This is a genomic window from Streptococcus canis, assembly GCF_900636575.1.
GTDB lineage: Bacteria > Bacillota > Bacilli > Lactobacillales > Streptococcaceae > Streptococcus > Streptococcus canis.
On record NZ_LR134293.1, the window covers coordinates 926675 to 952096 of the forward strand.

Annotated in this window: 18 protein-coding genes; 14 read left to right on the top strand and 4 right to left on the bottom strand. The window is 40.4% G+C overall.

Features of this window, described 5'->3' with window-relative positions; all coding sequences use genetic code 11:
- Positions 1-112: 112 nt before the first annotated feature.
- Together EL097_RS04875 and EL097_RS04880 are read right to left on the bottom strand one after the other, a co-directional pair.
- On the bottom strand, positions 113-577 hold the full coding sequence (locus EL097_RS04875) for a thioredoxin domain-containing protein (RefSeq protein WP_003045170.1): 465 nt from the start codon (positions 575-577) through the stop codon (positions 113-115).
- Entirely contained in the window at positions 574-1584 is a 1011-nt protein-coding gene (locus EL097_RS04880) for an excalibur calcium-binding domain-containing protein (RefSeq protein WP_003045169.1), read from the bottom strand. The genes EL097_RS04875 and EL097_RS04880 overlap by 4 nt, the downstream gene beginning before the upstream one ends.
- Positions 1585-1761: 177 nt before the next feature.
- Between EL097_RS04880 and EL097_RS04885 the strand changes: the two genes are divergently transcribed.
- The 5 genes from EL097_RS04885 (at position 1762) to nusB (ending at position 4858) form a co-directional block, all read left to right on the top strand.
- Positions 1762-2835 (top strand): M24 family metallopeptidase, encoded by a 1074-nt coding sequence (locus tag EL097_RS04885; RefSeq protein ID WP_129544984.1) that lies wholly within the window; start codon positions 1762-1764, stop codon positions 2833-2835.
- A gap of 32 nt (positions 2836-2867) precedes the next feature.
- Positions 2868-3329: a deoxycytidylate deaminase gene (locus tag EL097_RS04890; protein WP_003045165.1), complete on the top strand. Its 462-nt coding sequence runs from the start codon at positions 2868-2870 to the stop codon at positions 3327-3329.
- Between the two features lie 94 nt (positions 3330-3423).
- Positions 3424-3981, top strand: coding sequence for an elongation factor P (gene efp / locus EL097_RS04895; protein WP_003045163.1), 558 nt, complete (start codon positions 3424-3426; stop codon positions 3979-3981).
- Positions 3982-4026: 45 nt separating this feature from the next.
- Complete coding sequence (locus EL097_RS04900) at positions 4027-4416, top strand: Asp23/Gls24 family envelope stress response protein (protein WP_003045161.1); 390 nt, start codon at positions 4027-4029, stop codon at positions 4414-4416.
- The gene (gene nusB, locus EL097_RS04905) at positions 4409-4858 is read left to right on the top strand and encodes a transcription antitermination factor NusB (RefSeq protein ID WP_003045159.1); all 450 of its coding nucleotides are present in this window, start codon (positions 4409-4411) and stop codon (positions 4856-4858) included. The genes EL097_RS04900 and nusB overlap by 8 nt, the downstream gene beginning before the upstream one ends.
- Positions 4859-5309: 451 nt before the next feature.
- Here the strand turns inward: nusB and EL097_RS04910 are convergent, their stop codons facing one another.
- Together EL097_RS04910 and EL097_RS04915 are read right to left on the bottom strand one after the other, a co-directional pair.
- Positions 5310-6275: a LacI family DNA-binding transcriptional regulator gene (locus tag EL097_RS04910; protein WP_003045155.1), complete on the bottom strand. Its 966-nt coding sequence runs from the start codon at positions 6273-6275 to the stop codon at positions 5310-5312.
- 4 nt (positions 6276-6279) lie between these two features.
- The gene (locus EL097_RS04915) at positions 6280-7719 is read right to left on the bottom strand and encodes a sucrose-6-phosphate hydrolase (protein WP_003045153.1); all 1440 of its coding nucleotides are present in this window, start codon (positions 7717-7719) and stop codon (positions 6280-6282) included.
- A 245-nt stretch (positions 7720-7964) separates the two neighbouring features.
- Between EL097_RS04915 and EL097_RS04920 the strand changes: the two genes are divergently transcribed.
- The 9 genes from EL097_RS04920 (at position 7965) to EL097_RS04960 (ending at position 25303) form a co-directional block, all read left to right on the top strand.
- Positions 7965-9848 carry a sucrose-specific PTS transporter subunit IIBC gene (locus tag EL097_RS04920; protein WP_003045152.1) on the top strand — a complete coding sequence of 628 codons (1884 nt, stop codon included), beginning with the start codon at positions 7965-7967 and terminating at the stop codon, positions 9846-9848.
- 231 nt (positions 9849-10079) lie between these two features.
- On the top strand, positions 10080-13241 hold the full coding sequence (gene endoS, locus EL097_RS04925) for an endo-beta-N-acetylglucosaminidase EndoS (RefSeq protein WP_129544985.1): 3162 nt from the start codon (positions 10080-10082) through the stop codon (positions 13239-13241).
- Between the two features lie 289 nt (positions 13242-13530).
- Entirely contained in the window at positions 13531-14415 is an 885-nt protein-coding gene (scrK, locus tag EL097_RS04930) for a fructokinase ScrK (RefSeq protein WP_003045148.1), read from the top strand.
- A gap of 94 nt (positions 14416-14509) precedes the next feature.
- Complete coding sequence (gene manA / locus EL097_RS04935; RefSeq protein WP_003045146.1) at positions 14510-15463, top strand: mannose-6-phosphate isomerase, class I; 954 nt, start codon at positions 14510-14512, stop codon at positions 15461-15463.
- Positions 15464-15595: 132 nt separating this feature from the next.
- Positions 15596-18124 (top strand): preprotein translocase subunit SecA, encoded by a 2529-nt coding sequence (gene secA, locus EL097_RS04940; protein ID WP_003045144.1) that lies wholly within the window; start codon positions 15596-15598, stop codon positions 18122-18124.
- 121 nt (positions 18125-18245) lie between these two features.
- The gene (gene acpS, locus EL097_RS04945) at positions 18246-18602 is read left to right on the top strand and encodes a holo-ACP synthase (protein WP_003045142.1); all 357 of its coding nucleotides are present in this window, start codon (positions 18246-18248) and stop codon (positions 18600-18602) included.
- A complete protein-coding gene (gene alr, locus EL097_RS04950) occupies positions 18599-19699 on the top strand; it encodes an alanine racemase (protein ID WP_003045140.1) in 1101 nt (366 codons plus the stop codon). The genes acpS and alr overlap by 4 nt, the downstream gene beginning before the upstream one ends.
- Positions 19700-19786: 87 nt before the next feature.
- The gene (locus EL097_RS04955; RefSeq protein WP_003045138.1) at positions 19787-21274 is read left to right on the top strand and encodes a CHAP domain-containing protein; all 1488 of its coding nucleotides are present in this window, start codon (positions 19787-19789) and stop codon (positions 21272-21274) included.
- Positions 21275-21475: 201 nt separating this feature from the next.
- Positions 21476-25303 (top strand): NEAT domain-containing protein, encoded by a 3828-nt coding sequence (locus tag EL097_RS04960; protein WP_099982912.1) that lies wholly within the window; start codon positions 21476-21478, stop codon positions 25301-25303.
- Positions 25304-25422 lie beyond the last annotated feature (119 nt).

The following is a 25422-nucleotide window of genomic DNA, read 5'->3' on the forward strand; positions in this document are numbered from 1 at the left end:
TATGTTATCGTGTTTCAGGAGTTTTTCGTTTTTAGAAGAGCAAAAAAGATTGAAGAAAAATGGTCTTAAATGGACTTTTTCTTCAATCTGATTCGGTGTTAAAACGGATTTTTTACTGGCTAAGGAAAAGGGTTATATCCTCTTTACTTGCTAGGCTAGGCCTTTCAAGTGTTTTAGTAAGACGATTAGATTGGAACTGTGACAGATTAGGTACAGTAGCTATGTGATAATGGTTTCTGAAAGTTTTTAATTCTAAATTAAGAGAGGAATTTTCAGAATCTAAATAGTAAATAGGAATGTTGCACTGTTTCGTTGCTTTTAGTAAACGAGGCAAGAAGTTTCTACAATGGGGGCATGTTGCGCGTCCTATGTAGAGATAAAAAGCTTTTTTGTTTCCCATCATGATTTGTATCTCACTAATAGAAACAGATTTTAAGAAATGACTGCTTTTTTGATAAGACGAAATAGCTTTAGCTTCATTATCTAATAAATAGTCTTTAGCGCTAGCATGACCGATAGTAGGCTGTAAAAATATCAGTAACAATATGACTTTCAAAAGTAATTGTTTTTTAATCATTCGCAAGCCCAGCCATCATGATCACGGTCTAAATATGTTGCATAACCAGGTTGTCCCTGTTGAATGGGTGCTACCCCGGCATTACGCATTTCTGTACAATTAGCGTAGTAAGTACGAGGTGCTTGTGGTGATTGAGCAAACTGTTGTTGTGTTGCTGCAGCTGTTTGAGCTTCGCGTTCCTGAGCTTCGCGAGTCTCTATTGAGGAGATCACATTGTTTATGCGGTTAGTAAAGGCACTTTTCTTTTCACCATCTGACAGAAAGTTAACCTTAGTTTGGGCATTAGCAATATTATCACGAATTTGATTATTTTCGAGTTGTTGAATAGCTATCTCGGCGTCGTTTACAGCAATTTCTTGTTCTTCAATCACTCTAGCTACTGAATCAATACGACCAATAAGTGAACTTCTCTGATTAGCATTAGAAATAAGATTTACTTTTTGTTTGGCACTTTCAACTAATTGTTTCGTTTTACTGACTTCTAACTCTTTAATGACAGCTTCAGCTTCTGTAAAGTAAAGAGTTTGCTCTAGGTTGTTAAACTGCTTCTGTAGCCCCTCTTTGTGCTTTGAGTTTTTGATTCGTCTAAGAGGTTCTCTTGCTTTTTCTAGATTTGTTCGATTAGTATTTTGTTCTAAAAGAATCAGAGCCTGTTTAGCTTCTTGAATTCTTCTGTCTTCCTCACGAGAGCTGCTATCTTTTGGCTGTTGAGCTAGTTTCTTAGATACAGGCTTCATGACTGTTTTAGAAGAAGTTTGAGTTATGGTTTTAGCTTTGTTAGAATTGTTGGTAAGTCCTACTCCCAGAATGATGGTGCCGATTAATCCGATAACGGTTGCTACAATAGCAACATTTTTTCGCTTCGTATCAGGTTTCTTTTTACTGTAGAACCATAATCCAATAATTCCTGCAATTAAAATAAATGGCATTAGCATTAAAAGGATGCTAAGAACGATGATTCCCAGTGTAAAGTAGAAAATAATTGTGAGACAACTTTTGTGTTTCATTATTTAATCCATTCCTTAATTTTTATGTTAATTTTACATTTTTTATCTCTCGATGTAAACGCTTATTTTTAGAAAATAATCACTTTTTTAAAATCTATATATTTTTTCATTTAATTTCTAACGATCAAGTAGTTTTTCATGCTACAATATTCTCAAAAGTTATCAAAGGAGTTTGCTATGTCAGGATTTTTAGAGCAACGACTAAGGCAATGTCAAGAGCAAATGAAGGAGCGAGGGCTAGAAGCGCTGCTCATTACCCATTTAACCAATATTTACTACCTGACAGGTTTTTCGGGGACTGCAGCAACGGTCCTGATAATGCCCAATCGCCGTGTTTTTATTACAGACTCACGTTATACCTTGATTGCCAAGGCTAGTGTGCAAGGCTTTGATATTATTGAAAGCCGTACACCACTCAAGGTTGTGGCAGAATTGTTAGAAGCTGACCACATAGATTGCCTTGGTTTTGAAGATCAAGTTGCCTTCTCTTTTTATCAGGCCATGCAAACAGAATTGTCAGGGATAACCTTGCTTGCCCAGTCAGGTTTTGTGGAGAACTTGCGTCTTATTAAGGACGCCTCTGAAATTGAGACCATTGCTAAAGCTTGTTCCATCTCGGACAAGGCATTTGAAGACGCTCTTGATTTTATTAAAGCAGGAACAACCACCGAACGTGACCTGGCTAATTTTTTAGATTTTCGCATGCGTCAGTATGGTGCTAGCGGAACATCATTTGAGACCATTGCAGCATCAGGCTATCGCTCTGCCATGCCTCATGGCCGTGCTAGTGATAAGGTTATTCAGAATGGAGACAGCTTGACCATGGATTTTGGTTGCTACTACAACCATTATGTTAGTGACATGACGAGGACCATTCATATCGGACAGGTTACGGATGAAGAGCGCGAGATTTATGCTTTTGTTCTGGCGGCTAATAAGGCTTTGATTGCTAAAGCTAGCGCTGGCATGACTTATAGTGACTTTGATGGTATTCCACGTCAGTTAATCACTGAGGCTGGTTATGGTAGTCACTTCACACATGGCATTGGTCATGGTATCGGGCTTGACACCCATGAGAATCCATTTTTCGGGAAATCTGAGCAGACCCTCCGAGCAGGTATGGTAGTAACAGACGAGCCAGGAATCTATTTGGATAACAAGTATGGTGTTCGTATCGAAGATGACTTGGTCATCACAGAAACTGGCTGCCAAGTCTTAACCTTGGCACCAAAAGAATTGATTGTATTGTAAAAGAATGGTGTAGAAAAATTAGGAGAGAAGCAATGACAAATCGTTTATCATGGCAAGACTATTTTATGGCCAATGCAGAGCTTATTTCTAAGCGCTCTACCTGTGACCGCGCCTTTGTAGGAGCTGTTTTAGTAAAGGACAATCGGATTATTGCCACAGGTTACAATGGCGGCGTTTCTGCCACAGACAACTGCAACGAAACTGGTCACTATATGGAAGACGGGCATTGTATCAGAACGGTTCATGCTGAAATGAATGCCTTGATTCAATGTGCGAAAGACGGTATTTCAACTGATGGAACGGAAATTTACGTGACTCATTTTCCTTGTATCAACTGCACCAAGGCGCTTTTGCAGGCGGGGATTAAAAAGATTACTTACAAGGCTCACTATCGTCCACATCCTTTTGCCATTGAACTGATGGAGAAAAAAGGGGTTGCTTATGTGCAACATGATGTGCCCCAAATTATTTTGGGTGGTGATGAAGAGAGTTAAGAAGAAGCCTGTGGCAATGGTCATAAAAGATTTGAGCCTAGGGCACTTTTATGGTAAAATGAAGTGATAAATATTTTAGTAAGAGGTAATAACAATGATCGAAGCAAGTAAGCTTAAAGCAGGTATGACATTTGAAACAGAAGGAAAATTAATCCGTGTCCTTGAGGCTAGCCACCACAAGCCAGGTAAAGGAAACACAATCATGCGTATGAAATTGCGTGATGTGCGTACAGGTTCTACCTTCGACACAACTTACCGCCCAGATGAAAAATTTGAGCAAGCTATCATTGAAACTGTTCCAGCACAATACCTATACAAAATGGATGATACTGCTTACTTCATGAATACTGAAACTTACGATCAGTACGAAATTCCAGTTGCTAACGTTGAGCAAGAATTGCTTTACATTCTTGAAAATTCAGACGTGAAAATCCAATTTTATGGAAGCGAAGTGATTGGGGTAACTGTTCCAACAACTGTTGAATTGACTGTTGCTGAAACACAACCTTCTATCAAAGGAGCAACTGTAACAGGTTCTGGTAAACCTGCAACCCTTGAAACAGGACTTGTGGTTAACGTTCCAGATTTTATCGAAGCTGGCCAAAAACTAATCATCAATACTGCAGAAGGTACTTACGTTTCTCGTGCTTAATCCTTTGTCAGAACAGATTAGTCTAAAGAAGAGAAAGGAAATGCTATGACAACTGAACATATCGGTGAAATCGTCATTTCACCACGAGTACTTGAAGTTATTACTGGGATTGCTACCACACAAGTTGAGGGCGTTCATTCCCTTCATAATAAAAAAATGGCAGATAGCTTTAATAAAGCGAGCCTTGGGAAAGGGGTCTATCTCCAGACACAAGAAGATGGCAGCGTAACAGCAGATATTTATGTCTATTTGCAATACGGTGTTAAAGTTCCTGCTGTTTCCATGGCTATTCAAAAAGCTGTTAAATCTGCTGTCTATGACATGGCAGAAGTGACTATTTCAGCGGTTAATATTCATGTTGAAGGAATTGTTCCTGAAAAGACACCAAAACCAGAGTTGAAGTCGCTTTTTGATGAGGATTTCTTGAATGACTAAAAGTTTTCAAAATTCAAGAAGAGACTTACGTGAACGTGCCTTTCAAGCCTTGTTTACGATGGAAATGGGTGGTGATTTCTTACTTGCTTCTCGGTTTGCCTATGATTATGACAAGGCTGTGGACAAAGAAGATCAAGCCTTGGAATTACCGATTTTCCTGTTAAATCTTGTCAACGGGGTCAATGATCACAAAGAAGAACTTGATGGCATTATTTCAGAGCATTTGAAGACAGGCTGGTCACTAGAACGCTTGACTGTAACAGATAAAGCCTTACTGCGTTTAGGTCTTTTTGAAATCAAGTATTTCGATGAAACACCTGATCGTGTGGCCTTAAATGAAATCATCGAAGTGGCTAAAAAATATTCTGATGAGACCTCTGCTAAATTTATTAATGGCTTGCTTAGCCAATTTGTTTCAGAAGCATCTTCAGCAAGTGAATAAGACCAATCGGACCAATCTTAGGATAGTGTCCGTTTTTTTGTCAGTATGATGATTAGGACAGTTGCAATAACTAGCGGAGGTGTGGTTTGCCCACGATTTTTCTAGATAAAGCAGAGAGCAAAGCTAGTAAAAGGAGAGACTGTGGAAAAGGTTTCCTATAAACGACGGGGGCTTAAAGAAAAGAAAAAACAAACAGAAAGTCAGATTGAAGAAAAAGTCCATTTAGGACAATGTTTCTTCAATCTTTTTTCACTCTTCTAAAAAAGAAAAACTCCTGAAACACGATAACATAAGTGTTTCAAGAGTTGGTTGAAGTCATGATCATTAAATCATTTTCATAGACACCTTCTTAAAAATAGAGTTTGTCTACGTTCTGCAGAAAGTTTCTTTTCCGAAGAAAAGAGTGCTCCTGTTTGTTGTCGCCAATAGTCATTGATTGGTTGGGCGCTGCTCAAATGCTTGTTCCTGGTAAAAGAGTAATAGGTAAAATATAGTCCTTGCTAGTCTTTTCTCCTTTGATTTTTTTGAGGAGGACTTCGACGCTAAGCTTGGCAATTTCTTTAATGGGCTGCTTAATTGTTGCTAACTGAGGAACGTATTGTTCGACAAAAGCAGTGCCGTCGTAACCAATTATTTTCATGTCTTGTGGAATAGCAATATCAAGTTGCTTGGCCACTTTCATGATGAGAATAGCCGTCAGGTCATCGGAAACGAAGAGTCCATCAGGCTTTCGGGTTGCCAAAATAGACTTGATTTCCATTTCACGGCGGATGGGAGAAAGATCGTTTGGCAATTTAATGATTTCAGCGCTCCGTTTCAGTTGGTAGTTGAAACCTAGCTGGCGCAGCCCTGTGGGCGAATCAGAATTATCATTGCCCGTAATCATAATAATCTTTTGACAGCCGTGTTTTTGAAGGGTCTGCGCAGCTAATTTACCACCTTCAAAATTATCTGAAGAAATAATTGGAATATTTGGTGCTAGATTACGGTCAAAGGCTACAATAGGGGCTTCGACACGCTCGTAATCATCAATCCCTAGGTTGTGACTGGAAGATATAATGCCGTCAACTTGATTGGCCGCAAGCATTTCTAAGTATTCGCGTTCTTTGACAGGGTTATGCTCACTATTGCAAATAATGGTTTTGTAGCCCTGTTTAAACAAGTCAATTTCCAAGTGTTCAATTAATTCGGCGTAAAAGATATTGCTGATGTTGGGGAAGATAAGGCCAATGAGTTGGGCTGATTTGCCTTGCAAACTTCTAGCGAGATTATTGGGTTTGTATCCCAATTCGCGCATGGCTCTATTCACCTTATCCACAGTTTTCTGGGAAAGGTAGCCTTTTTTGTTGATAACACGTGAAACGGTTGTTGGGCTGACGCCTGCCAAAGCTGCCACGTCTGTTAATTTTGCGACCATTTGCCTAATACCTCATTTCATAATAATAGCCAGAAGCTTGCCCTTCTACTAATTGGATACCTGTTTGCCCCTGAGTTGGGAAAACACGACTGGTGAGGACTTTTTGTCCCTGATTGATAAAAATTTCAAGGATGGAATTATCCACATAGATGTTAAGTGTAACACGGTCTTGGGGGATTTGGCAAGAGCGCACCCTACCATAGTCTTGGGCATACTGAACTCCTGCCTTGCTACGGTCAATGCTTACCTGTCCGTGGTCGGTGTCTACTTTCAGTTTTAGGCCATTACCCTCTTGATCAGCAAATAGGTGTAGTTCAAGCTTCTCTTGGCTTGGAATAGCTAGTTCTAGTTCATAGCAGTTGCTCGTTGTCTCCTTATTTTGAAAGGGTTCTGTCTGCCCCCGAAGGTTTCTTAAAGCGGCAACGGGGCGTTGATAGAGTTGTCCATTTTGAAGAGACAATTTTTTGACCAGACTAAGGGCCCCTTGATAGTCATAGTTATCTGTCGGATAATCAATATCTGGAAGACCAATCCAAGACACGGCTAGCACGCTACCGTCTGGACTATTAAAGGCTTGAGTCGCATAAGCTTCAAAACCAAAATCTAGATTTTGAAGAGAGCCGCCACCAAGTAATTGTCCAGTTTCTGGATTGAAGCTTTCAAAAATTTTATAGGTGTTAGGATAAATATTTTGGTAATCTAGATCAGTTTTGGCAAGTCCTTGTGGACTGAAAATGAGAACGGGTTTGTCATCGACAAAGACGAGGTTGGGGCACTCAATCATGTACTCGGTGCCAGAATCATCAAAGTCCAAATCGGCTATAAATTGCCAGTTGTCCACATGATTGTCCACAGCTTTGTAAAGTTTGATTTTTCCTTTGCCGTCTAAACCTTGGGCGCCAATAATAGTATAAAACTGACCTTGATAAGAAAAAAGCTGGGGGTCTCGAAAATGCTCCGTAACATCATCGGGCTGTTCAATCAAAACATGTGGGATTTTGGAGATATTTCCTTGTTTATCCATCCAAGCTCCCACCTGTAATGGTGTTCTGACCCAGTTGTCATCGCGGACATTACCAGTGTAAAACAGAAAAAGTTTATCATCAATAGCATAGGCAGAGCCCGAGTAAGCTCCATGGCTATCATGAGGATGATCTGGCAAGAGACGGCTCCCTGTTTCCGTGAAATGGACCAGATCTGTGGAGGTCATGTGTACCCATTGCTTCAAACCATGAGCAGCGCCATAAGGCCAATTTTGATAAAAGAGGTGGTAGCCCCCATTGAAATAAGAAAAACCATTAGGGTCATTGAGTAGACCAGTCTTGGCTTCAACATGATATTGACTCCGCCAGGGAGATTTAGCCATCTTGTCAATGATAGCTTGGTAATCTGTTTGGTTCCATTCCTTGTAAGGACGATAACGAACCGCTTGTGGTAAATCCATCAGAAAGCTCCTTGTATCTACATTCATCTTTAAGAATATACTAAACGTTTTCTTTCTAAAAATCAACATTTTAAACCAAATAAAATAAAAATGTGTCAAACGCTTGACATAAAAAATATTAGTGATAAAATGATAGTCAAGAAGTGAAGCGGATTCACAACTGTTAGTCAAGCCTGCTTCTCATTAGCGGAGCTGGCAGAATTACTGAAAGACTGACACCGAATAAAAAAGGAGATGTTGTAGGCATGGATAATCGTCAGATTGCTACTGAAGTGATTAAGGCTTTAGGTGGCCAAGAAAATGTAAGAAGTGTTGCCCACTGTGCAACCCGCCTTCGCGTGATGGTTCATGATGAAGGAAAGATTGACAAGGAAAAAGCAGAAGCTATTGATAAGGTTAAAGGAGCGTTCTTTAACTCTGGTCAATATCAGATGATTTTTGGGACAGGTACTGTCAATAAAATTTATGATGAAGTGGTTGCTCTTGGTTTGCCAACGTCATCTAGCAGTGAGCAAAAGGCCGAGGCAGCCAAGCAAGGCAATGTCTTTCAACGGGCGATTCGTACGTTTGGCGATGTCTTTGTTCCTATTATTCCAGCTATTGTGGCAACAGGTCTCTTTATGGGGGTACGTGGCTTGCTTACGCAGCCAGCTATCATGGATTTATTTGGAATTCAGGCCTATGGAGAAAATTTTCTGATGTACACCCGTATCCTAACGGATACTGCCTTTGTCTATTTGCCAGCCTTGGTTGCTTGGTCAGCCTTTAGGGTATTTGGGGGTAACCCTATTATCGGTATTGTTTTGGGGCTGATGTTGGTGTCCAATGAATTGCCAAACGCCTGGGTAGTTGCTTCTGGTGGGGATGTTAAACCACTTACTTTCTTTGGCTTTGTTCCCGTTGTTGGTTATCAGGGAACTGTTTTGCCAGCCTTCTTTGTAGGTCTGGTAGGGGCTAAATTAGAAAAATGGTTGCATAAAAAAGTTCCAGAAGCTTTGGATTTATTGGTGACACCTTTTCTAACCTTTGCTATCATGAGCACCTTGGGTTTATTTGTGATTGGACCAATTTTCCACTCTCTTGAAAATCTTGTTCTTGCTGGAACACAGGCCGTCTTGCGTTTGCCACTTGGTATCGCAGGCTTGATTGTTGGGGGAATCCAACAGTTAATCGTAGTGACTGGTATTCACCATATCTTTAACTTTTTGGAAGCGCAGCTGATTGCCAATACTGGGAAAGATCCTTTCAATGCTTACTTAACAGCGGCAACAGCTGCCCAGGCTGGAGCTACCTTAGCTGTTGCTGTTAAAACCAAGTCAACGAAATTAAAAGGGTTAGCCTTTCCATCAACTTTATCTGCTCTTTTAGGGATTACTGAACCAGCTATCTTCGGGGTCAATCTCCGTTATCCGAAAGTCTTTGTTTCAGGTCTTATTGGTGGTGCCTTAGGTGGTTGGGTTGCTGGACTCTTTGGCATTGCAGGAACTGGTTTTGGGATTACTGTTTTGCCAGGGACTCTCCTTTACTTGAACGGCCAATTATTACAATACCTTGTGACCATGCTTGTCGGTCTAGGAGTTGCTTTTGCGATTGCTTATGCTTGGGGGTATCAAGACAAGGATACTCTTCCCTTTCCAGCTGTCGAAGCTGATCAAAGGACTGATCAACCAGATTTAATAGAAGAAACCTTATATAGTCCTTTAGAGGGAACAGTTGTAGAGTTATCCGCGGTTTCCGACCCTGTTTTTTCATCAGGCGCTATGGGACAAGGTCTTGCAATTAAGCCAGAAGGCAACGCCCTCTACTCACCAGTTGATGGGAAAGTCGAAATTGTTTTTGAAACGGGACATGCTTACGCCATGACGTCAACAAAAGGAGCAGAAATATTACTCCATATCGGCATTGACACTGTTTCAATGGCAGGAGATGGTTTTAACGCTCTTGTGACAGCAGGACAGGTGGTTAAAAAAGGTGACCTTCTTGGACATTTTGATTCTGCCAAGATTGCGCAAGCAGGATTGGATGACACCACGATGATGATTGTAACCAATAGTGCTGATTATCGGAACGTGGACATTCTTGTTCAAGGACAAGTTCGTGTCGGTCAACAGGTGGTACTTGTGGAATAACAGGAGAAGAGTTGAATAGTCAGCTCTTTTTTCATGTTAATGATGAAAAGATGTCAAAAAAATGATAGTAACCTAAAAACCTTAAATTTGTGTTATTTTACCTATACTTTGTTCCTTGTTTTTTTTGAAGAGGTGTTGTTATACTAAAGGCGAGCCAAGAGAGTGCGCTTACAAAAGTTGGTGTAGCAACTAATAAGCCCTAACTTGGTATCAAAAATAAGGAGTGTCCAAATGGATAAACGTTTGTTGGTTAAAAGAACACTGGGATGTGTTTGTGCTGCAACAGTGATGGGAGCTATTTTAGCGACCCACCATGCTTCACTCAATACTGTAACAGCGGAGGAGAAAACTATTCAGGTTCAGAAAGAATTACCTTCTATCGACAGCTTGCATTATCTATCAGAGAATAGCAAAAAGGAATTTAAAGAAGAGCTCTCAAAAGCGGGGCAAGCATCTCAAAAAGTTAAGGAGATTTTAGCAAAAGCTCAGCAGGCAGATAAACAAGCCCAAGCTCTTGCTGAAATGAAAATTCCTGAGAAAATACCGATGAAACCGTTACATGGACCTCTCTATGGTGGTTATTTTAGAAGTTGGCATGATAAAACATCAGATCCATCAGAAAAAGATAAGGTCAATTCAATGGGAGAACTTCCTAAAGAAGTAGATCTAGCCTTTGTTTTCCATGACTGGACAAAAGATTATAGCCTTTTTTGGAAAGAATTAGCCACCAAACATGTGCCAAAGTTAAACAAGCAAGGCACACGTGTCATTCGTACCATTCCATGGCGTTTCCTAGCTGGGGGTGATAACAGCGGCATTGCAGAAGATGCTAGTAAATACCCAAATACACCCGAGGGAAATAAAGCTTTAGCCAAAGCTATTGTTGATGAATATGTTTATAAATACAATCTTGATGGCTTAGATGTGGATATTGAGCGGGATAGTATTCCAAAGGTTAATGGAGAAGTTAGTGACGAAAATCTCAAACGTTCTATTCACGTCTTTGAAGAAATTGGAAAATTAATTGGACCAAAAGGTGCTGATAAATCGCGGCTGTTTATCATGGACAGCACCTACATGGCTGATAAAAACCCATTGATTGAGCGAGGAGCTCCTTATATTGATTTGTTATTGGTACAAGTCTATGGTTCACAAGGAGAGAAAGGTAGTTGGGATCCTGTTTCTAATCGACCTGAAAAAGCAATGGAAGAACGGTGGCAAGGTTATAGTAAATACATACGTCCTGAACAATACATGATTGGTTTTTCTTTCTATGAAGAAAGAGCAGGCAGTGGCAACCTTTGGTATGATATTAATGTAGAAGATGAGTCTAATCCAACTATTGGTAAAGAAATTAAAGGAACTCGTGCGGAACGGTATGCAAGGTGGCAACCTAAAACAGGTGGGGTTAAGGGAGGAATCTTCTCCTATGCTGTGGATCGTGATGGTGTAGCACATCCTAAAAAGAATGGTCATAAAAATTCAAAATTGGACAGTATAGTAACATCAGATTATAGTGTCTCCAAGGCATTAAAGCAGGTTATGCTGAAAGATAAATCGTATAATCTGATTGATGAGAAGGATTTCCCAGATAAGGCTTTGCGAGAAGCGGTGATCGCGCAAGTTGGAACCAGAAAAGGTGATTTGGAACGTTTCAATGGCACTTTACGATTGGATAATCCAGCTATTCAAAGCTTAGAAGGTCTAAATAAGTTTAAAAAATTATCTCAATTAGACTTGATTGGGTTATCTCGCATTACAAAACTCGACCGTTCTGTTTTACCAGCTAATATGAAATCAGGCAAAGACACTTTGGAAACAGTTCTTGAAACCTATAAAAAGAATAGCAAAGAAGAACCTGCTACTATTCCACCAGTATCTCTCACTATTTCTGGTTTAACTGGTCTGAAAGAATTAGATTTGTCAGGTTTTGACCGTGAAACCTTGGCTGGTCTTGATGCCGCTACTTTAATGTCTTTAGAAAAAGTTGATATTTCTGGCAACAAACTTGATTTGGCTCCAGGAACAGAAAATCGACAAATTTTTGATGTGATGCGATCAACTGTCAGCAATCATGTTGGAAGCAATGAACAAACCGTGAGGTTTGACAAGCAAAAACCAACTGGGCATTACCCAACTACCTATAGCACAACTAGTTTGCGCTTACCAGTAGCAGAGGGAAACATTGATTTGCAAAGTCGGTTGTTGTTTGGAACTGTTACGAATCAAGGAACTCTAATTAATAGCGAAGCAGACTATAAGGCTTACCAAAATCAGAAAATTGCTGGACATAACTTTGTTGATCCAGACTATCATTACAATAACTTTAAAGTATCTTATGATAATTATACCGTTAAAGTAACAGATTCCACCTTGGGAACCACTACTGACAAAAGGCTAGCAACTGATAAAGAAGAGACCTATAACGTTGACTTCTTTAGCCCAGCAGATAAAACAAAAGCTGTTCATACTGCTAAAGTGATTGTTGGTGACGAAAAAACCATGATGGTTAATTTGGCAGAAGGCGCAACAGTTATTAAGAGTGAAAATGATGAAAATGCCAAAAAAGTTTTTAATGGCATCATGGAATATAATCCTTTATCGTTTAACAATAAATCTTCGATTATCTTTGAAATTAAAGACCCTAGTCTAGCGAAATACTGGCGCCTTTTCAATGATAGTAGTAAAGGTAAAGACGACTACATCAAGGAAGCAAAACTGGAAGTCTTTACAGGCCAGCTGAATGCTGAGGCAGATGTGAAAACGAGCTTGGAAAAGTCAGGTGATTGGGTAACCGTTTCAACCTATTCAGGAGAAGAAAAGGTATTTAGCCATTCGCTGGATAATATTAGTGCCAAGTACTGGAGAGTAACCGTAGATACTAAGGGCGGGAATTATAGTTGGCCATCCCTCCCTGAACTGCAAATTCTAGGTTATCCGTTACCTAACGCTGATGCTATCATGAAAACAGTAACTGCTGCTAAAGAGTTGTCTCAACAGAAGGAGAAGTTTCCCCAACAGGTTCTCGATGAATTAACAGCAAAAGAAGCAGTTGTAGAAGCTTCTTTAAATAGCAAGTTGTTTGATACAGCAGTTATCAATACGAATGTGGAAGCCCTGAAAAACGTTGTTGATGAATGCTTAGCTTATGACAAAAATAAAGAAACTGCCTTTAAAGTCACTGAAGATTATCAGGCAGCTGTAAATAGGATAAAAGCAGAACGTGTGACTGTTGAAGAAATGGCACAATTCAAAGATTTAACAGAAAAAGCGACTTCGCTTAATAGTAAGATTGAAGCAAAATTGTCTGATCGTGGATATGATGAAGACTTAATGGGATTAGTTGACAAACTGACCCATATCACGGAAGCATTAAAGCTCTTTGCTAAGTAGTGAGAGATGCTGTCCTTTCCAAAAACAAAGAACGGTAGCATTTTTAAGACTCTTTAGCCATAATGAGAAGGTCCTAAAACTGCTTTTTGCTCACGTCAGTTTTTAACGGACGACTAAAAATCTGAGATGAATAGTCCCAGATTTTTAGTCTTTTATAGGTTTTGAAAAGATAAAACGGAATAAGCGTCAGATGACCAGAAAGCGGCGCTTGTTCGTGGGAAAATGGCTGTCTTGATAAGAGCTTGTGTTATCATAAAAATAAAAAGGAATAGGAAAAAGGAGAGAAAAAATGGGAAAATTATACGGAAGTATTGAAGCTGGTGGAACAAAGTTTGTCTGTGCGGTTGGTGATGAGAGTTTTACGGTTCTAGACAAGACACAGTTTCCGACAACGACACCAGAGGAAACGATTGCGCAAACCATCGCATATTTTAAAATCTTTGAGGCCGATTTAGCTGGTATTGCTATTGGTTCTTTTGGACCGATTGATATTGATCCGTCGTCAGAAACTTACGGCTATATCACAACCACTCCAAAACCAGGTTGGGGCAATGTAGACTTATTGGGCCAACTATCTGCTGCTTTTGAGATTCCTTTTGATGTGACCACAGATGTTAATAGTTCTGCTTATGGCGAAGCCCTTGCTCGTCCTGGTGTGGAGCATTTGGTTTATTATACGATCGGTACAGGCATCGGGGCGGGAGCTGTTCAACATGGCCACTTTATTGGGGGATTAGGTCATACAGAAGCTGGCCATACCTATGTGATGCCTCATCCAGAAGATGTGGCAAATGGTTTTTTAGGGGTATGTCCTTTCCATAAGGGGTGCTTGGAAGGAATGGCGGCAGGTCCAAGTCTTGAAGCAAGGACAGGAGTGCGAGGTGAACGGCTTGATCAGGAAGCTGATGTTTGGGACATTCAAGCTTTCTATATTGCCCAAGCAGCACTGCAAGCAACCATGCTTTACCGTCCCCAAGTGATTGTTTTGGGAGGAGGGGTGATGGCGCAAGAACACATGCTTGTGCGTGTTCACAAGCACTTTGAAAGCCTTTTAACGGATTACTTGCCAGTTCCCGCTTTACCAAACTACATTGTTACTCCTGCTGTTGCGGACAATGGCTCTGCTACTCTGGGAAATTTTGCCTTGGCCAAGTTGGCTGCGGAAGCAAAATAAGGTCTGGTTTTGCCTGTTTGTCTAGTAAAAGAAAGCGCAGTCAGCCAGAACATGCTATAATAAACAGAGATTAACATCAGAAGTGAGGAATATTATGTCAGAACCATTATTTCTAAAATCAACCATGCACGACAGAATTTGGGGTGGCACCAAGTTGAGAGATGTCTTTGCTTACGACATTCCAAGCGAAACCACAGGTGAGTATTGGGCTATTTCTGCTCATCCTAATGGTGTTTCGACAGTTACCAATGGGCGTTATCAAGGGCAACCTTTAAACAAATTATATGTGGAAGAGCCGGCTTTGTTTGGAAATCCCAAAGAAGAAGTCTTTCCGTTGTTAACCAAGATTTTAGACGCCAATGACTGGCTAAGTGTTCAAGTTCACCCAGATGATGCTTATGGACTTGAGCATGAAGGAGAACTGGGCAAGACAGAATGCTGGTATATTATTTCTGCCGAAGAAGGTTCCGAAATCGTTTATGGTCACCAAGCCAAGTCTAAAGAAGACCTTCGTGCGATGATTGAAGCAGGCGATTGGGATGATTTACTGACTCGCATACCAGTCAAGGCAGGAGATTTTTTCTATGTTCCAAGTGGCACCATGCATGCGATTGGTAAGGGAATCCTTATTTTAGAAACTCAGCAGTCATCTGATACCACTTATCGGGTTTATGATTTTAATCGTAAAGATGCTAATGGTAATCTTCGTGACCTTCATATTGAAAAATCCATTGATGTCTTAACTATCGGTAAGCCTGAAAATAGTGTGCCAGCCATTATGGTTTTGGATAATATTACAGCAACAACTTTAGTCTCAACGCCATTTTTCACCGTTTACAAATGGGTAACTAGCCAAATGGTTGATATGAAACAAGCTGCTCCTTACTTGCTAGTCAGTGTCTTAAATGGTCAAGGGAAACTCTATGTTGACCAGAAGGCTTATGAGCTAGAAAAAGGCATGCATTTTATCTTGCCTAACGATGTTAAATCATGGTCTTTTGATGGTCAATTGGAAATGATTGTGAGTCATCCTAACCATCATATGTAATATCATGGCATTAAAATGAGAAGAAGGAGGCACTTGTAGCTTCCTTTTTCTCCGACATCTTTGCCATCATTTCTTGAACTGCCTGCCTATTTATGTTAGAATGAACTGATTAGACGATCGAAAGGAAAGAGAATGGCCAATATTCTACGCAAAGTCATCGAAAATGACAAAGGCGAACTAAGAAAATTAGAAAAAATTGCAAAAAAAGTAGAATCCTACGCAGACCACATGGCGTCCTTGTCAGATAGAGAGCTACAAGCAAAAACACCAGAATTTAAAGAACGATACCAAAAAGGGGAAACCCTTGAACAATTATTACCAGAGGCTTTTGCGGTTGTCCGTGAAGCTTCAAAACGTGTGCTTGGTTTGTATCCTTACCGCGTCCAAATCATGGGGGGAATTGTCCTTCATAATGGGGATGTTCCTGAAATGCGAACCGGTGAAGGGAAAACCCTAACAGCTACGATGCCTGTTTACCTCAATGCCCTTGCTGGCGAAGGGGTTCACGTTATCACCGTCAATGAGTACTTGTCAACACGTGATGCGACAGAAATGGGTGAGGTTTACAGCTGGTTAGGACTTTCAGTTGGGATTAACCTAGCTGCAAAATCTCCTGCTGAAAAACGCGAAGCCTACAATTGCGATATTACTTATTCAACCAACTCTGAGGTCGGTTTTGACTACCTTCGTGATAACATGGTTGTCCGCCAAGAGGACATGGTTCAACGCCCACTCAATTTTGCCCTAGTCGACGAAGTTGACTCAGTCTTGATTGATGAAGCAAGAACCCCTCTGATTGTGTCAGGTGCTGTCAGCTCAGAAACCAATCAATTATATATTCGTGCAGACATGTTCGTTAAGACCTTGACCTCCGTTGATTACATTATTGATGTCCCAACTAAGACCATTGGTCTGAGTGATTCAGGAATTGACAAGGCGGAAAGTTATTTCAACTTAGCTAACCTGTACGATATTGAAAATGTTGCCTTAACCCACTTCATTGACAATGCTCTTCGTGCTAACTACATCATGTTATTAGATATTGACTATGTGGTCAGTGAAGATGGTGAGATTCTGATTGTCGATCAATTTACTGGTCGTACGATGGAAGGTCGCCGTTTTTCTGACGGTTTGCACCAAGCTATTGAAGCCAAAGAAGGCGTTCGTATCCAAGAAGAATCAAAAACCAGTGCCTCAATCACCTACCAAAACATGTTCCGTATGTATAAAAAATTGGCAGGGATGACTGGTACTGCGAAAACTGAGGAAGAAGAATTCCGCGAAGTTTACAACATGCGTATTATTCCGATTCCAACCAACCGTCCTATTGCCCGTATTGACCATACAGACCTACTCTACCCAACTCTGGATTCTAAATTTAGAGCGGTGGTAGCAGACGTTAAAGCGCGTCACGACAAAGGACAACCGATTCTTGTTGGTACTGTTGCTGTTGAGACCAGTGATTTGATTTCTCGTAAGTTGGTGGAAGCAGGTATTCCTCATGAAGTCTTAAATGCTAAGAACCACTTCAAAGAAGCCCAAATTATTATGAATGCCGGCCAGCGCGGTGCTGTTACCATTGCGACCAACATGGCAGGTCGTGGTACTGATATTAAACTCGGTGAAGGCGTTCGTGAACTTGGTGGCCTCTGTGTCATTGGTACAGAGCGTCATGAAAGCCGTCGTATTGATAATCAGCTTCGTGGTCGTTCAGGACGTCAAGGAGACCCTGGTGAATCTCAATTCTACCTATCATTGGAAGACGATTTGATGAGACGTTTCGGTTCAGACCGGATTAAGGCTTTCTTGGACCGTATGAAATTGAACGAAGAAGATACTGTGATTAAGTCAGGCATGTTGGCACGTCAAGTGGAATCGGCTCAAAAACGGGTTGAAGGAAATAACTACGATACCCGTAAACAAGTCTTGCAGTATGATGATGTGATGCGTGAGCAACGTGAAATTATCTATGCTAACCGTCGTGATGTCATTACTGCTAATCGTGATCTTGGCCCAGAAATTAAAGGCATGATGAAACGAACTATTGACCGTGCCGTGGATGCTCACTCACGCAGCAATCGCAAAGATGCTGTTGATGCTATCGTGACCTTTGCGCGTACATCACTTGTTCCCGAAGAATCTATCAGCGCTAAAGAATTGCGTGGCTTGAAAGAGGATCAAATCAAAGAGAATCTTTATCAAAGAGCACTGGCTATTTATGACCAACAGTTATCCAAACTTCGTGATCAAGAAGCGATTATTGAATTCCAAAAAGTATTGATTTTGATGATTGTGGACAATAAATGGACTGAGCACATTGATGCCTTGGATCAGTTACGTAACGCAGTTGGCCTTCGTGGCTATGCTCAAAATAACCCTGTGGTGGAATACCAAGCAGAAGGCTTCAAAATGTTCCAAGACATGATTGGTGCTATCGAGTTTGATGTGACACGTACCATGATGAAAGCGCAAATTCACGAGCAAGAACGTGAACGAGCAAGTCAACATGCGACAACAACTGCGCCTCAAAATATCCAATCCCAAGGATTTAACGATGATATGACTGGTAGTATTGATTTTTCAACGGTTGGCCGTAACGATGTTTGCCCATGTGGTTCAGGGAAAAAATTCAAAAACTGTCATGGACGTCAAGCCTTCTAGTGGTAATCAACAGGCATCATGATAAGATGATGACATAAAGTAAGAAGCTGGGAATTGTTCTTGGCTTCTCACTATTTAAGTCTTTCTAATTTCAAAATGAGATAAGGGCTGGTAAAAGAAAATGATTGTTGGACATGGAATAGATTTACAAGAGGTTTCAGCCATTGATAAAGCTTACCAAAGGAATCCCCGTTTAGCGCAGAAAGTACTGACGAAGCAGGAATTAGCTGTTTTTGAGACTTATCCCTATAAGCGTCAGATTAGTTATTTGGCAGGTCGCTGGTCAGGTAAGGAAGCCTTTGCTAAAGCTATGGGAACAGGCATTGGCCAGTTAACTTTTCAGGACATTGAAATATTAAATGATACGAAAGGTCGCCCTGTTCTAACCAAGTCCCCTTTTGAAGGAAAGAGTTTTATCAGCATTTCACATAGTGGAGACTACGTCCAAGCCAGTGTTATTTTGGAGGATGGCAAATGATTTCAAGTTTACACCGCCCAACCATTGCTAGGATAGATTTATCAGCGATAAAGGCCAATCTCGCGAGTGTCAAAAAATATATTCCTGTGGGAACCAAGACTTATGCAGTGGTTAAGGCTGATGCGTATGGTCACGGTGCTGTTGAGGTATCAAAGGCTCTGTTAGATCAAGTAGATGCCTACTGTGTGTCGAATCTTGACGAAGCTTTGGAACTGCGTCAGGCTGGTATTGACAAAGACATTTTAATCCTAGGGGTGCTTGTTCCCAATGAATTGGATTTGGCGATTGCTCACCGAATTACAGTTACGGTGGCCAGCTTAGAATGGCTGGAAGTTGCAAAGATACAAAGAGAAGACCTGCAAGGTTTGACAGTTCATATCAAAATTGACTCAGGTATGGGGCGTATTGGACTTCGCTCAGTCGAAGAAACAGATGCTCTGATTGCTGGCTTGCTGGCTATGGGAGCTAATGTCGAAGGTGTTTTCACACATTTTGCCACGGCAGATGAGGCTGATACGCGTCAATTTAATCAGCAACTAAACTTCTTTAAAGACTTGCTTGGTCAGCTTACTTACAAGCCTAGTTTGGTGCATGCCAGCAATTCAGCGACAAGTCTCTGGCATAGTGAAACCATTTTTAATGCGGTTCGTTTGGGGATTGTTATCTATGGCTTAAACCCAAGCGGGACTGAGCTAGCATTGCCATTCCCTCTTACAGAAGCCTTGTCCCTCGAAACTGTTTTGGTTCATGTGAAGGAAATTACAGCTGGTGATACCGTTGGCTATGGGGCGACGTATGTGGCGACACAGTCAGAATATGTGGGGACCATTCCAATTGGGTATGCTGATGGCTGGACGAGAGAGATGCAGGGATTTTCAGTTCTTGTTGAAGGGCAATTTTGTGACATCATTGGTCGAGTATCCATGGACCAAGTGACGATACGCCTCCCTAAAGCTTATCCTCTGGGAACCAAAGTGACCTTAATTGGTCAAAATCAAGGGGCAGTCATTTCTGTGACAGATGTGGCGACCTACCGCAACACTATTAATTATGAGGTCTTATGCCTACTAAGTGATCGCATTCCAAGGGTGTATTAGAATAATAGTACAGAAAAGGATTGCATTTTATTTCTACTTAGTGTTATAATGAAGTGGATAATATTAGAAAGAAGTACTAATGAATTCATGAATAAAAATAAATTATTAAGGGTTGTCATGCTATTAGCTCTCTTAGCACCGACCGCTGGAAACATGACCGTTCTGGCTCAGGATGCTTTGCTTGATGCTAATCAATTGACAGCAACTACTACTGATGTCACAAGCAATGCCTCTTCCTCTCAAGAGGAAACAGGAAGTGATACCAAAATAGAAACTGGTCAAGTAGATAAAGCAGACCAAACTGGAAACGAGACTTCTGCTAAGCCTGACCCTGCTAGTCCAGTTGTACCTGAACAGCCAGATGAGCAGACCAAGTCTGACGCTAGCCAAGATTCTAAAGATTCTTCTGAAAAATCCAAAGAAGAGCCGTCAGAGAAGCAGCCTGCTGACCAATCAAAACCCCAGCCACCAAAATCAGATACGGCACCTGTTGCCCCCGCACCCCAAGTGCCGCAAGCACCAGCTAGTCATCTTCCTGGCTCTCCTTTGGATTTAGATGTAAGAGTAGACATGCCAGTGGTACCATCTGTCAATACGTATGCAGCTTATGTAGAGCATTGGAGTGGCAAGGATGCCTACACGCACAACCTTTTATCACGTCGCTATGGCATCAAGGCAGAGCAAATTGATGGTTATTTGAAGTCAACAGGTATTGCTTACGATAGCACGCGTATCAACGGTGAAAAACTCTTACAATGGGAAAAGAAAAGTGGTTTAGATGTCCGTGCTATTGTTGCCATTGCGATGTCTGAAAGTTCTTTGGGAACTAAAGGCGTTGCTACCTTGCTTGGTGCCAATATGTTTGGCTATGCCGCTTTTGATCTGGACCCAACGCATGCCAGTAAATTTAATGATGATGTGGCTATTGTTAGACTGACCCAAGAAACCATCATCAAGAATAAAAATATTAATTTTGCTTTGCAGGATGCCAAAGCTGCTAAGCTTTCAAAAGGGCGATTAAATTTTGCCACTGATGGTGGGGTTTACTTTACAGATACCACAGGCAGTGGTAAACGCCGTGCTCAAATCATGGAAGACATGGATAAATGGATTGACACCCACGGTGGCACACCGGCTATCCCAGCAGAATTGAAGATTCAATCCTCTTCTAGTTTTGCGACCGTTCCAACAGGTTACAAGCTCTCTAAGAGTTATGATGTCTTGAGCTATCAAGCGTCAAGCTATGCTTGGGGACAATGTACTTGGTATGTGTATAACCGTGCTAAAGAATTGGGTTACCAGTTTGATCCTTTCATGGGAAATGGTGGTGACTGGAAATACAAAGCCGGTTATGCTCTGTCTAAGACACCAAAAGTTGGTTATGCCGTTTCTTTTGCGCCAGGACAAGCAGGTGCCGATGGCATGTATGGTCATGTCTCCATTGTTGAAGATGTCAGAAAAGATGGGTCTATCCTCATTTCCGAATCTAACTGTCTTGGTTTAGGTAAGGTATCTTACCGTACCTTCACTGCCCAGCAAGCAGAACAATTAACCTATGTTATCGGGAAAAAATAAAGGTTAATCACTTTTCTCCAGACTCAGCTCTCCTTGTCGAGAGTTGGGTCTTTTTTGTTCTTTTTATGGCCTATAAAAACCTATAGAGCCTTAGAAAGCGCTCTTAAAATCCGCTTGACAAAGTAATCACAAAGTGATAAATTAGGGGCAGTTAATAAAAAAGTTAATAATTTTATAAAAATTTTTAGAAAGTTGATTGAAATGAAAAAAATCAGCAAGTACGCCCTTGTGGCAATGTCAGCATTTGTTCTGGCTCAGGCTGCGCAAACGGTCAAATCAGAAGGCTATTTGGTTCAGTCACAGTTGGTTACAACGGTTAAACTAACACAGGACAATATTCTCTTGTTTGAAGAGATTGGCCCTTATGCTGATAAGTCAGCTGGAAAACAATATTATAAAAACATTGAAAAGATTATCCTTGATAAGGAAACCTATGAAAAAAGCATGGCAGGTGATCGCAGTTTTGACATCAATTACCAAGGGGTTAAAATAAACGCTAAGCTTATTAAAGATGGCAAACATGACTTGGTTATTGTCAATAAAAAGGATGGCGGTATTCTTGTGACCTTTGAAAAAGAGGGCAATAAGGTCACTTTTATAACAGCTAAAACTTTGGATGCTACTGCTAGCCTTGAACAAGTCGATGAATACACTGGTTCTAATAAAGACATTACTGAAAAAGAAGTTGCTAAAGCTAGCAAGCAGCCAGAAACAACTAGTGACGAATTATCGCTGATTACAAAACTGGTCGAAGAAGATGGCGCTATTGTATTCCCAGAGATTGACCGTTATTCTACTAACAAACAAGTCAAATCGTTAACGCAACAAATTACAGACATCAAAGTGAATGGTTCTCTTTATAAGGATTTGATTTCTGATTCTGTGAAAGATACTCTTGGTTGGGTCTCCAATATGAAAGGACTTCATCTTGGAACAAAAGCTTTTAAAGATGGGGAAAATACTATTGTGATATCTTCCAAAGGATTTGAAGATGTCACTATTACTGTTGCCAAGAAAGATGGTCATTTCCATTTTGTATCTGCCAAACAAAAGCGGAGTGTGTCTGCCAAAGACAGTCAGTCAACAGAGTTGGATGTCACCTCTTTAGAAAAAGCAATGAAAGAGGCGGATGCTATTATTGCTAAAGAAAGTAACAAAGACGCAGTTAAAGATCTGGCTGAGAAACTTCAAGTCATCAAGGATTCTTACAAGGAAATCAAAGATAGTAAGCTACTTGCTGATACTTATCGACTGTTAAAAGATACCATTAAAGTTTATCAATCAGCTGATATTTCTATTAATAACCTGACTGCCGGTACTTATACGTTAAATTTTAGAGCCAACAAGGAAAATACAGAAGAGTCTTCTATGCTTCAAGGAGCTTTTGATAAAAAGGCTAAATTGGTGGTGAAGGAAGATGGGAAAATGGAAATTTCCTTGCTTAACACTGCCTTGGGAGCATTTTTGATTGATTTTTCCATTGAAAGCAAAGGCACTTATCCAACCTCTGTGCGGACTCAAGTTGGTAAGCGAGACATTAACAACAACTACATTCGCAGTGAATTTACCATGCCAATCGAAGATCTGAATGCATTGCACAAGGGTGCTGTATTGGTGTCGGCTATGGGTGGGCAAGAGAGTGATTTACACCACTATGACAAATACACCAAGCTTGATATGACCTTTGATACAGCTATTAGTAAAGGTTGGACGGGTTATCAGGCAGAAACTGATGACAAAGAAAAGGGAGCTGGTTCGGAACGGCTTGAAAAAGTTTTGATTAAACTTGGCAAAGATTTAGATGGTGATGGCAAGCTGTCAGAGGCTGAGTTAGGTCAAATTCAAGGGGAATTACGCTTAGACCACTACGATTTGACAGATATTTCCCTTTTAAAACACCTTAAAAAGGTTACCGAATTACACTTAGAAGGAAACCAAATTACGGAAATTCCAAAAGAGATGTTTAGCCAAATGAAACAACTTCGGTTTCTTAATTTAAGAAGTAATTATTTAACCTACCTAGACAAAAATATATTTAAGAATAATACTCAATTAAAAGAACTCTACTTATCAAGTAACTTTATTCACACTCTTGAAGGGGGATTATTTAAACCACTTAATCACCTAGAACAACTTGATCTCTCAAAAAATCGTATTAAAAGTCTTCACGACGACCTATTTGAAGGCTTGTCTCATCTCACGTCATTAGGATTTGCAGAAAATAATCTTGAAGATATATCTGAAAAGGCACTAGAGCCTCTAGTATCACTCAGCTTTATTGATTTTTCTCAAAACCATTTATCGCTACTGCCAAAAGCGATTGGAAAATTACACCACTTAAATACTATCGTGGCAAGTAGGAATCATATTACTAGCATTGAAAATATTTCATTTAAAGATCTTCCAAAATTATCTGTACTCAATTTATCAACAAATGAAATCTCAAGCCTTCCAGATAAGATATTTAAACATAATAGCCAATTAACGAAACTTGATTTTTTTAATAACATACTTACTCAAGTTGAAGAATCGGTATTTCCAGATATTGAAACGCTTAATTTAGATGTGACATTCAACCAGTTAAAAAGTGTCAGTCCAAAAGTAAGAGCTCTTATTGGGCAACATAAACTGACTCCACAAAAACATCTTGCAAAACTTGAAGCTTCTTTAGATGGAGCAACAATTAAGTATCATCAAGCGCTCAGTCTTTTAGATTTGTATTATTGGGAGCAAAAGACAAATTCTGTCATCAATAGAGAACTAGTTTCTATTGATGACTATCAACAATTTTTACAAGAAAAAGGTTCAGATACCACTTCTTTACTTAATGATCTGCAAATCGACTGGAATATTATGATTCAGTTGCAAAAGAAAACGTCCAATGGACAATATGTGACCGTTGACAAAAAAGAAATGGTCAATGACCCAAAAGATGAACTGGAAGGCAGTTTTGATTTAAAAGGTGCGGGCACTTACCGCATTCGTAAAGCTATGCTAATCAAGGAATTTGCCAAAAGACGCGAGTATGTTTACCTTGTCTCAAATGATATTACGGTGACGAAAGAGCAAGCACTGAAACAAGAAGCAACTGCTAACAAGGAAGAAATAGGACTGACTAAAGATCAACTGGTAGACGGTATTTATTACCTGACTGCCGATATGTTGAAGACAGACTTGGCATCAGAATCTATGTCCAATAAGGCTATTAATCACCGAGTGACCTTGATTGTGGAAAAAGGTCTTCCTTATTTGGAAATTGAATTTAAAGGCATGACAGTTGGTAAAATGCAGGGTTATCTTGGGGAATTGAGCTATTTTGTGGATGGTTACCAAAGAGATTTGGCTGGTAAACCGATTGGTCAAAAAGAAAAAGCAGAGGTGATTTCTTACTTTACCGATGCTACTGGCATATCTCTTGAAGACACCTATGGCAAAAACTATCCTAAGGTACTTCGCATTAAATTGATTGAACAAGCTAAAAAAGATGGACTTGTGCCATTACAGGTCTTTGTTCCTATCATGGACTCTATTTCAAAGGGTTCAGGTTTCCAAACGGTCTTTATGCGTCTGGATTGGCAGAGCCTCACCAAAGATAAGAATAAAGTAGGAGATGAGCCCCTTTCTCGAACTGGAGATGGGGGAGTTACCACAGTAAGCCAGCCGACAGGAGTACCAGCTACCCAGCAAGGAGGAGCAAGTCCTAAGCAATCGTCATCTGGTTCAGGAATTGCCAACTTAACTGATTTATTGGCTAAGAAACCAGCAACTCAAGCTAAGCAAGAAACAACTTCTCAAAAGGCTGATTCCAGTAAAATAGATAAATTAAAGCGTTTGATTTCTGATCATCAATCATCAGCTAGTCAGGATTCAAAAGGTTTGACATCAAAAGCAGCTGACAAAGGAGAACATTTAGGACAACTATCAAAATTCAAGGGCAGTAACAATGACTATCATTTGATTGCTGGCCTGTCCACTTTTGTGATAGCAGCTCTAGGATTAGTTCTCGGTCGAAAAAAATTATTCAAATAAGAAGCTCAATAGCAGGCTAAACAATAATGCAGTCTAGCTAATAAGAGCTAAAAACATGCCTATTTCCGATAAGCTGTATGAGTTTGATTGAGAGCAGTCGGGGAATAGGTGTGTTTTTA

Bases quoted from the DNA above. Each gene is read 5' to 3' on its own strand.
- EL097_RS04875 (WP_003045170.1), bottom strand. From the start codon at position 577: ATGATTAAAAAACAATTACTTTTGAAAGTCATATTGTTACTGATATTT.
- EL097_RS04880 (WP_003045169.1), bottom strand. From the start codon at position 1,584: ATGAAACACAAAAGTTGTCTCACAATTATTTTCTACTTTACACTGGGA.
- EL097_RS04885 (WP_129544984.1), top strand. From the start codon at position 1,762: ATGTCAGGATTTTTAGAGCAACGACTAAGGCAATGTCAAGAGCAAATG.
- EL097_RS04890 (WP_003045165.1), top strand. From the start codon at position 2,868: ATGACAAATCGTTTATCATGGCAAGACTATTTTATGGCCAATGCAGAG.
- efp (WP_003045163.1), top strand. From the start codon at position 3,424: ATGATCGAAGCAAGTAAGCTTAAAGCAGGTATGACATTTGAAACAGAA.
- EL097_RS04900 (WP_003045161.1), top strand. From the start codon at position 4,027: ATGACAACTGAACATATCGGTGAAATCGTCATTTCACCACGAGTACTT.
- nusB (WP_003045159.1), top strand. From the start codon at position 4,409: ATGACTAAAAGTTTTCAAAATTCAAGAAGAGACTTACGTGAACGTGCC.
- EL097_RS04910 (WP_003045155.1), bottom strand. From the start codon at position 6,275: ATGGTCGCAAAATTAACAGACGTGGCAGCTTTGGCAGGCGTCAGCCCA.
- EL097_RS04915 (WP_003045153.1), bottom strand. From the start codon at position 7,719: ATGGATTTACCACAAGCGGTTCGTTATCGTCCTTACAAGGAATGGAAC.
- EL097_RS04920 (WP_003045152.1), top strand. From the start codon at position 7,965: ATGGATAATCGTCAGATTGCTACTGAAGTGATTAAGGCTTTAGGTGGC.
- endoS (WP_129544985.1), top strand. From the start codon at position 10,080: ATGGATAAACGTTTGTTGGTTAAAAGAACACTGGGATGTGTTTGTGCT.
- scrK (WP_003045148.1), top strand. From the start codon at position 13,531: ATGGGAAAATTATACGGAAGTATTGAAGCTGGTGGAACAAAGTTTGTC.
- manA (WP_003045146.1), top strand. From the start codon at position 14,510: ATGTCAGAACCATTATTTCTAAAATCAACCATGCACGACAGAATTTGG.
- secA (WP_003045144.1), top strand. From the start codon at position 15,596: ATGGCCAATATTCTACGCAAAGTCATCGAAAATGACAAAGGCGAACTA.
- acpS (WP_003045142.1), top strand. From the start codon at position 18,246: ATGATTGTTGGACATGGAATAGATTTACAAGAGGTTTCAGCCATTGAT.
- alr (WP_003045140.1), top strand. From the start codon at position 18,599: ATGATTTCAAGTTTACACCGCCCAACCATTGCTAGGATAGATTTATCA.
- EL097_RS04955 (WP_003045138.1), top strand. From the start codon at position 19,787: ATGAATAAAAATAAATTATTAAGGGTTGTCATGCTATTAGCTCTCTTA.
- EL097_RS04960 (WP_099982912.1), top strand. From the start codon at position 21,476: ATGAAAAAAATCAGCAAGTACGCCCTTGTGGCAATGTCAGCATTTGTT.